Raw genomic sequence first — 7280 nt, forward strand, 5'->3', positions numbered from 1 at the left:
GACGATCCGCTTATCAACGAATACATTCGCAGCATCGGATTCAAACTCGTCGCTGCCAATCAGGATGCTGCCGGACGGCGGTTCGATTTTACTGTTTTGAAACCAGATGTTATCAATGCTTTTGCGCTCCCAGGCGGCTATATTGCGATCTACGCCGGGCTTATGCTTAAGGCGGAGATCGAGGATGAAGTGGCCGGTGTTTTGGCGCATGAAATTGCCCATGTGACCCAACGTCACATCGCACGTCGATACGAAAAAGCACAACAGTTGCAATTACCCACCTTACTTGCGGTGATTGGCTCACTCATCGCTGGCGCGAGCAATCCCCAAGCCGCAGCTGGCGGGTTGGCAGCGTCATTGGCAGGACAACAACAATTGCTATTGAATTATTCGCGCGCCAACGAAGCGGAGGCCGATCGAATTGGTTTCCGGACGTTGGCCGAGGCTGGGTTTGATCCCCGCGGCATGGCCAGTTTTTTCGAAAAATTAGCGGCGAAATACCGCCACTCGCCACGACCATTGGAATTTTTGCTGACCCACCCCTTGCCGGAACGGCGTGCGGCGGATGCCAAGCTTCGCCTAGAAGACATCGCCCCATTCAGACAGCACAGTCAGTACCGATTTTGGCTCATACAGGAGCGTCTGCGTGCCCTAGTGTCACCGGATGGAAGCCTCACTGACGAAGATTACCGCAGAGCCGTGAAGGTTGACGACAAAATGAAACAACGCGCGGTTCGCCATGGCTACGGTGTATGGTTGACACGACAAGGGCGTGCTGCAGAGGCGATGAACATCGCCAAAGCACTTTATCGGACCGACCCTAACGTACTCGAAAACACCGTACTATACATTGATGTATTGACGGAGGGCGGTCACCTTGACGATGCCATTACAGTGGCTCAAAAGGCTCTGTCAATCAGCCCGATGAATTATCCGCTGATGATTGCCTATAGTCGCGCCTTGCTCAAAGCAGGACAGGCAAAAGAGGCCATGAAACAGTTGCTTGCCTTAGCCTACCGACAACCGGACGATGTCTTAACGCTCGAGTTGCTCGCACGTGCCCAGCACGAAGCTGGCCAGGAAGCCGAATCCCATGAGACGACTGCCCTTTATCTCCACGCCATCGGTGATTTAAAAGGGGCCCAACTACACTACCGAAAAGCGCTGCGCGGCCGCTCAGACGATCCTTATTTCTTCACGCGCGTCCGCGGCCGCTTAGCTGCACTTGAAGCCGAAATGATCGAACTCCGCGCACAACGTCACTGAGTGCGTCGCCGAAAAACCAGCCCAAGTACCACCAGCATGAACCAAGTCACGCTACCACCATCGATGGTGTAATGCCGTGGCGATTCGCCCGGCGCTTGGCACACCTCTCCAGCGCCGCCATTTGGATTTGGCGTTAACAAAAAGGCCCTGAGTTGCCCATCTTTTAACCCGGTGCCGACGATTTGTCCTTGATCGTTAATACCGCGCGCTTCCAACAAGGTCCAGCCAAGTTGGCAATCAATTTGGTTGTTGAGATCAATCACTTCGCCATTTTTCCAAAGGACAGCATGGCCTCGCTCACTGCCCTCAACGCGTTCAAAGGTTGTCCAACCGACAATTTCGCCATTTTCATTGACGCCGAACGCTCGACCATTTGGAATCGCCTCGTTCAAAACAGGCAATGCCACCAATGCATCATCTACACCAATTTGATATTTGAATGGTGAACGATAGGTTTCATTTTCTACAGTGCTGTCTCCAACAATCAGGCCAGCACTATTAATGGCTGTTGCCGCCCCTTGAAGGCCACCCAACGTCCCAATGTCGACCAACTGTTGGTTATCCACATCGTAATAAACGGCATGCGTTCCGTTGTCACTATCATTTGACGACCAGCCTACCGCAATATTGTTGTCTGATATGGCCCGGAACGTACTCGAGCCTGTCCCATCCGCCCGCAACGTCCCAACCACAGTGTAGAGGTCGTTCCCATTTCGGCGATCCAGAACCGCCGCACGACTTAGGCTTACGGCTTGACCATTGATTTCAGTGCTTTCACGCACATAGCCTGCATACAAATCATTGTGATTCAGGCCAAGCAAAAACGCGTCATTGTGACCCGCCGGTGGGGCCACCTCCGTCAACACGCCATTTTGGTAAATGATGGGCACATTGACCAATGTGCTCACACCATCAATGTCAATCACTTTGCTGCCGTAACCCACAGCCATACCCGCATTGTTAATTTCGAGTAGTCGCGTTGACAGAGATGAGTTATCGACATCCAAAGTACCAATGTCCATCAGGCTGCCATTAAAGAACCACCCTCGTGTCACATTGTTGGTCGTGATGTAATACCCAACTGCCTCGCCCTGGTTATTAATATCAAAACCATACGAAGGCGCGCCCAGTTCGCCCAAATCCACAAGATCATAAGGCGCCCCGAACGCAGAGACGGCAAGACAACTTGATAGCACAACGTTCAAAAATCTGGTCATTTTCATATTCATCCAATGTGGCACGTTTTATTCTTTCGCTAAAACAGCGTCAATTTGGTTCTCGGGTGCGGCCGCTGCAAACGCTTCGAGGGTCTGCAAATAGCCATCCACCCGGACAATATTGGGAAACGCAGACATATCGACATTGAAACGTCTAGCGTTGTAGACCTGAGGCACCAGGCAGACATCTGCAAAGCTCGGCACATCGCCCCAGCAACATTGACCACTGGTCTTTGCTAAAAGTTTCTCAAGGGCTGTAAAACCTTCACAAATCCAGTGATGATACCACTTGCTCACCTCATCCGGCACAACCTTGAGCGATTCTTTTAGGTATTGCAGAACCCGCAGATTATTGAGTGGATGCACATCACAGGCGACCAATAGCCCCATCGCGCGCACCTTGGCAGCTTCAACCGGGTCGCTTGGGAGTAAGGAAGGCTCCGGATACGCAGCTTCCAAATATTCGATAATCGCCACCGATTGCGTGAGTACCGTACCGTCTGCTAACCGCAAACTCGGCACCAATCCCTGCGGATTGACGGCACGGTAATCCGGCTGATGCTGTTGCCCACCGTCTTTCACCAGATGGATTGGTATGGTTTGGTAAGGCACATTCTTGAGATTCAACGCAATACGGACACGATAGGCGGCCGAAGACCGCCAGTAACTATATAAAGTCAGCTCTGACATGGTTTTCCTTTAGCGCTGATAGGGTTCGACCACCTGATCAATGGCGCCGAAAATCGTGTGCCCCTCTTGGTCGAACATCTCAATCCGCACACGGTCGCCATAACGCATAAACGGTGTTTTGGGTTCACCATATTCAAGGATTTCCAACATCCTCACTTCTGCCAAGCAACTTGACCCTGTCGACCGATCTCGGTTTGAAATTGTCCCCGAACCAATAATTGCGCCAGCACCAAGCGGACGGGTCTTCGCCGCATGCGCAATCAATGTCGGGAAATCAAATGTCATATCGACCCCACAATTAGGCCGTCCGAGCAGTTTGTCATTCAAATGTGTCACCAGCGGTAAGTGCAATTTTTTGCCGTCCCACGCCTCACCCAGCTCATCCGGGGTCACGGCAACCGGACCAAAGGCAGAGGATGGTTTACTCTGGAAAAAGCCAAATCCTTTTGCCAACTCACCAGGAATCAAGTTTCGTAATGAGACATCGTTGACAATCATAAACAAGCGAATGTACTGTCCAGCTTCTTCAGGCGTGGCGCCCATGGGCACATCGCCCACTACAACAGCCACCTCGGCTTCCATATCAATACCCCAGTCCTCAGACGCCATCTTGATGGGATCGTAAGGCCCTAGGAAGGCATCACTGCCGCCTTGATACATCAACGGGTCTGTCCAGAAACTCTCTGGCATCTTAGCACCGCGTGCCTTTCTTACCAGCTCGACATGATTGACATAGGCGCTGCCATCTGCCCATTGATAGGCACGAGGCAAGGGCGACTCGCACTGTTCTTGTTTGAAGGGGAATGCATCTTCCCTTTCTCCTGCATTCAATGCCTGATAGACCGCTTCCGCCTTCGGCGCGAGTGTTTTCCAGTTATCCAGCAACTTCTGCAGCGTTGGCGCCACCTCCACTGCCTTCACGGCTGTTTGCAAGTCCCGCGACACAATCAATAGCTGACCATCACGTGTTCCATCTCTTAATGTTGCGAATTTCATTTTATCTACCTCATAGAATTCAAAGCCCAGCCGTTATTGTCCACAGACAGGCTGGGCTCGCAAGCCAATTTCTAAGTTCTAATCACTAAATTTATCAGGCAGATGCCGCTTTCTTGCCCGTTCCCTCTGGTTTAGGTGGGAATTTCGGTGGGAACAGTCCCAGCGCTTTCGCTTTTTGCACATAACTCATGATGTCCATTTGTGCGATCTCGAAAAGCTGCTGCATGTCCTCAATCACAAAATATATCGGTTGCATAATATCAATGCGATAAGGCGTCCTTAGCACATTCATCAAATCAAATGGTTGTCGCTCAGGCTTATCTGAGTCAAGTGCATAAATCGTCTCGCCCGGAGACGACAATATGCCGCCGCCATAGATGCGTAGCCCTTCCGGACGTTGGATCAAACCGAACTCAACGGTGAACCAATACATTCTCGCCAGAAAAACACGATCTTCCTTTGAGGCTTCAAGGCCAAGTCTTCCGTATGTATGGGTGAATTCAGCAAAGTACGGATTGGTCAAAAGTGGTGTATGACCAAAAATTTCATGAAAAATGTCAGGTTCTTGCAGATAGTCAAACTCTTCTCGGGAGCGAATAAAAGTCGCGCATGGGAATTTTTTATTGGCCAACAATTCAAAGAATTTTCCGAATGAAATCAAGGCTGGCACCCACGCCACTTCCCAGCCCGTTGCCTTACGCAGCACACTGGAGACTTCTTCGAGCTGTGGTACACGGTCGTTTGGCAGGTTCAACTGCTCTAGACCATCTAAGTAATCCTGACAGGCTCGGTCTTTGATGACGCTTCGTTGCCTTGTGATCAGATCATGCCAAATTTGGTTTTCTTCTTCGGTCCATGCGATACGACCTTTATCGTCCATCGGTTTTGCCACATACTTGGTTGGCATGGCCCCTCCCCATCACATTCGGTTTGTTTGATTATCGCGACAATATAGCGCCAAAACAAGTGCAACTGGACTGACCAGCAGCGTTATTGCCCTGACTTTTCTTCCAAGGCTTCCCACTCCGAAAGCAACGCCTCTAGCTTTTCTTCGAGTTGCGTCAGTTCAGCCAGTTTGCCACGTGTGATATCGGCAGGCTGAGCAAAAAAATCCGGTTCATTGATTTCTTCTTGTAGCTGATGAAGCGCTTGTTCTGTGGCTTCTATCAATTCTGGCAAGCTCTCCAAACGACGTTTTTCATGGTAACTCAAACGATTTCGTGGTGATTTTCTTGGGGGCCGTTGTTTTTTCACTTGCGATGCGTTGGCCCTACTTTGGGCTGCAAGGTCTTCCGACTCGACAGTTGTTTGATATCGGCGCAAATCCTGATATCCACCAACCACTTCTGTGACTTTACCATAGCCTTCAAACCACAAGCAGGCGGTCGCCGTATTGTCAATGAATGTGCGGTCATGACTCACCAAAAGCACGGCACCAGGATAATCTACCAGAAGGGTCTCAAGAATTTCGAGACTTTCGACATCTAGGTCATTGGTCGGTTCATCGAGCACCAATAGATTGGCCGGTTGTGCCAAAAGCTTGGCAAGCAATAATCTGTTCTTTTCACCACCCGACAAACGTTCAATCGATCCCCTTGCCTGTTCAGGCGTGAATAAAAAGTCCTGAAGATAACTGATAATATGTCGGCGCTTATCACCAATTGTTATTTCCGTGCGCCCTTGCGCCACATTGTCCGCCACCGTCAATTGTGGATCGAGCGCTTGCCGAGTTTGATCAAAATACGCCACCGCAAGATTGTCTGCACGACGAATCACACCTTCATGCGGTTGCAATTCCCCCAAGAGCACTCGTAGCATTGATGTCTTACCGATGCCATTTGGCCCCACCAGGGCGATTTTGTCGCCGCGCATCAAAGACAAATCAAAATGCCGAAACAACCAGTGGTCGCCAACTTTAAGCCCAAGATTTCGCGCTTCTATGACTCGTCGACTACCAGGCGCGAAATCCGCCACAACGTTTTTCATTTGGCCTTGCCGCTGTAATCGCTTCGCTCGCGCTTCCCGCAGCGCTTTGAGCGCCCGTACCCTTCCCTGATTGCGTGTTCTGCGCGCCTTAATTCCTTGCCTAAGCCACTGCTCTTCTTCGGCCAACTTCTTGTCAAACAGAGCCTCTGCGCGCGCTTCGGCTTCTTGGGCGGCTTGCCAACGCGCCTCAAACTCAGAAAAATTCCCCGGAAAAAAGTAGAACTTGGCTCTATCGAGTAAGACAATTTGCGATGCTACCCGATCCATGAAGGCCCGGTCATGGGTGACAAGGACAAAAGCCCCCTGCCAATCCGCTAAAAGACGTTCAAGCCATTCAATGCCCCCAATATCAAGATGATTCGTCGGCTCGTCGAGCAACAAGACATCCGGCTGCTGGACAATGGCACGCGCAATCATTGCGCGTCGCTTCCATCCGCCAGAGAGTTCATCCAGCCGTCGATTCGGGTCAAGTCCCGCTTCTGAAAGGGCGCGCTGAATCTTTGTTTCTAACGTCCACAGTGAGCGCGCTTCCATTTGGTCATGCCAATGGTCCAGCCTTTCATCCCCCTGCAAAATGGCGCGCCGATAGGACGCCACGATATCGCCATCATCCCGTAAACCAGACGCTACATAAGAAAAAACGGTATCCGTGAGTCCTTCAGGCAGGCCCTGGGGGACATAGGCTATCTGCAACCCTTGTTTTTTCAGGATCTCACCAGAATCTGGCTCCTGAATCCCAGCCAGCAATTTCAAGAAAGTGGATTTTCCAGCCCCATTGCGGCCAAGCAGCGCCCATTTATCACCCGCATGCAAAGTGCCGTTCACCTCATGCAGAAGGACACGGGGGCCAATTTCAAGACTGACGTCACGAATATCAATGAGCATGGTCGGGAAATGGGCCCGTCTCACGCGGGCCCATAATACTCAGTGTTTTGAACCGGCTTGTTCGGCCAAAAACAACCACGTCTCCAGCACACTGTCTGGATTCAATGAAACTGAATCGATGCCTTCTTCCATCAGCCATAGCGCCAGATCAGGATGATCAGATGGTCCTTGTCCGCAGATGCCAACATATTTGCCAGCGCGTTTACAGGCTTGAATCGCCATATGCAGCATCCGTTTCAC

The 7280-nt window shown here is 51.0% G+C and carries 7 protein-coding genes; 1 reads left to right on the plus strand and 6 read right to left on the minus strand.

Features of this window, described 5'->3' with window-relative positions; all coding sequences use genetic code 11:
• A partial coding sequence (locus D6694_08865; protein RMH41485.1) for a hypothetical protein occupies positions 1–1266 on the plus strand: 1266 nt, incomplete at its 5' end.
• Here the strand turns inward: D6694_08865 and D6694_08870 are convergent.
• From D6694_08870 to D6694_08895, 6 genes are all read right to left on the minus strand, one after another.
• Complete coding sequence (locus D6694_08870) at positions 1260–2495, minus strand: DUF3466 family protein (protein ID RMH41486.1); 1236 nt, start codon at positions 2493–2495, stop codon at positions 1260–1262. The genes D6694_08865 and D6694_08870 overlap by 7 nt on opposite strands.
• A 15-nt stretch (positions 2496–2510) precedes the next feature.
• On the minus strand, positions 2511–3164 hold the full coding sequence (gene maiA / locus D6694_08875; GenBank protein RMH41491.1) for a maleylacetoacetate isomerase: 654 nt from the start codon (positions 3162–3164) through the stop codon (positions 2511–2513).
• A gap of 18 nt (positions 3165–3182) precedes the next feature.
• Positions 3183–4169 carry an FAA hydrolase family protein gene (locus D6694_08880; protein ID RMH41487.1) on the minus strand — a complete coding sequence of 329 codons (987 nt, stop codon included), beginning with the start codon at positions 4167–4169 and terminating at the stop codon, positions 3183–3185.
• 94 nt (positions 4170–4263) lie between these two features.
• The gene (locus D6694_08885; GenBank protein ID RMH41488.1) at positions 4264–5076 is read right to left on the minus strand and encodes a phenylalanine 4-monooxygenase; all 813 of its coding nucleotides are present in this window, start codon (positions 5074–5076) and stop codon (positions 4264–4266) included.
• 83 nt (positions 5077–5159) lie between these two features.
• Positions 5160–7040 carry an ATP-binding cassette domain-containing protein gene (locus D6694_08890; GenBank protein ID RMH41489.1) on the minus strand — a complete coding sequence of 627 codons (1881 nt, stop codon included), beginning with the start codon at positions 7038–7040 and terminating at the stop codon, positions 5160–5162.
• A 39-nt stretch (positions 7041–7079) separates the two neighbouring features.
• The coding region (locus D6694_08895; GenBank protein ID RMH41490.1) for a hypothetical protein at positions 7080–7280 on the minus strand (201 nt) is incomplete at its 5' end.

Source organism: Gammaproteobacteria bacterium (genome assembly GCA_003696665.1).
In the GTDB taxonomy this organism is placed as follows: Bacteria; Pseudomonadota; Gammaproteobacteria; order Enterobacterales.

Coding starts and splice junctions, on each gene's coding strand:
- D6694_08870 (RMH41486.1), bottom strand. CDS start 2,495: ATGAATATGAAAATGACCAGATTTTTGAACGTTGTGCTATCAAGTTGT.
- D6694_08880 (RMH41487.1), bottom strand. CDS start 4,169: ATGAAATTCGCAACATTAAGAGATGGAACACGTGATGGTCAGCTATTG.
- D6694_08885 (RMH41488.1), bottom strand. CDS start 5,076: ATGCCAACCAAGTATGTGGCAAAACCGATGGACGATAAAGGTCGTATC.
- D6694_08890 (RMH41489.1), bottom strand. CDS start 7,040: ATGCTCATTGATATTCGTGACGTCAGTCTTGAAATTGGCCCCCGTGTC.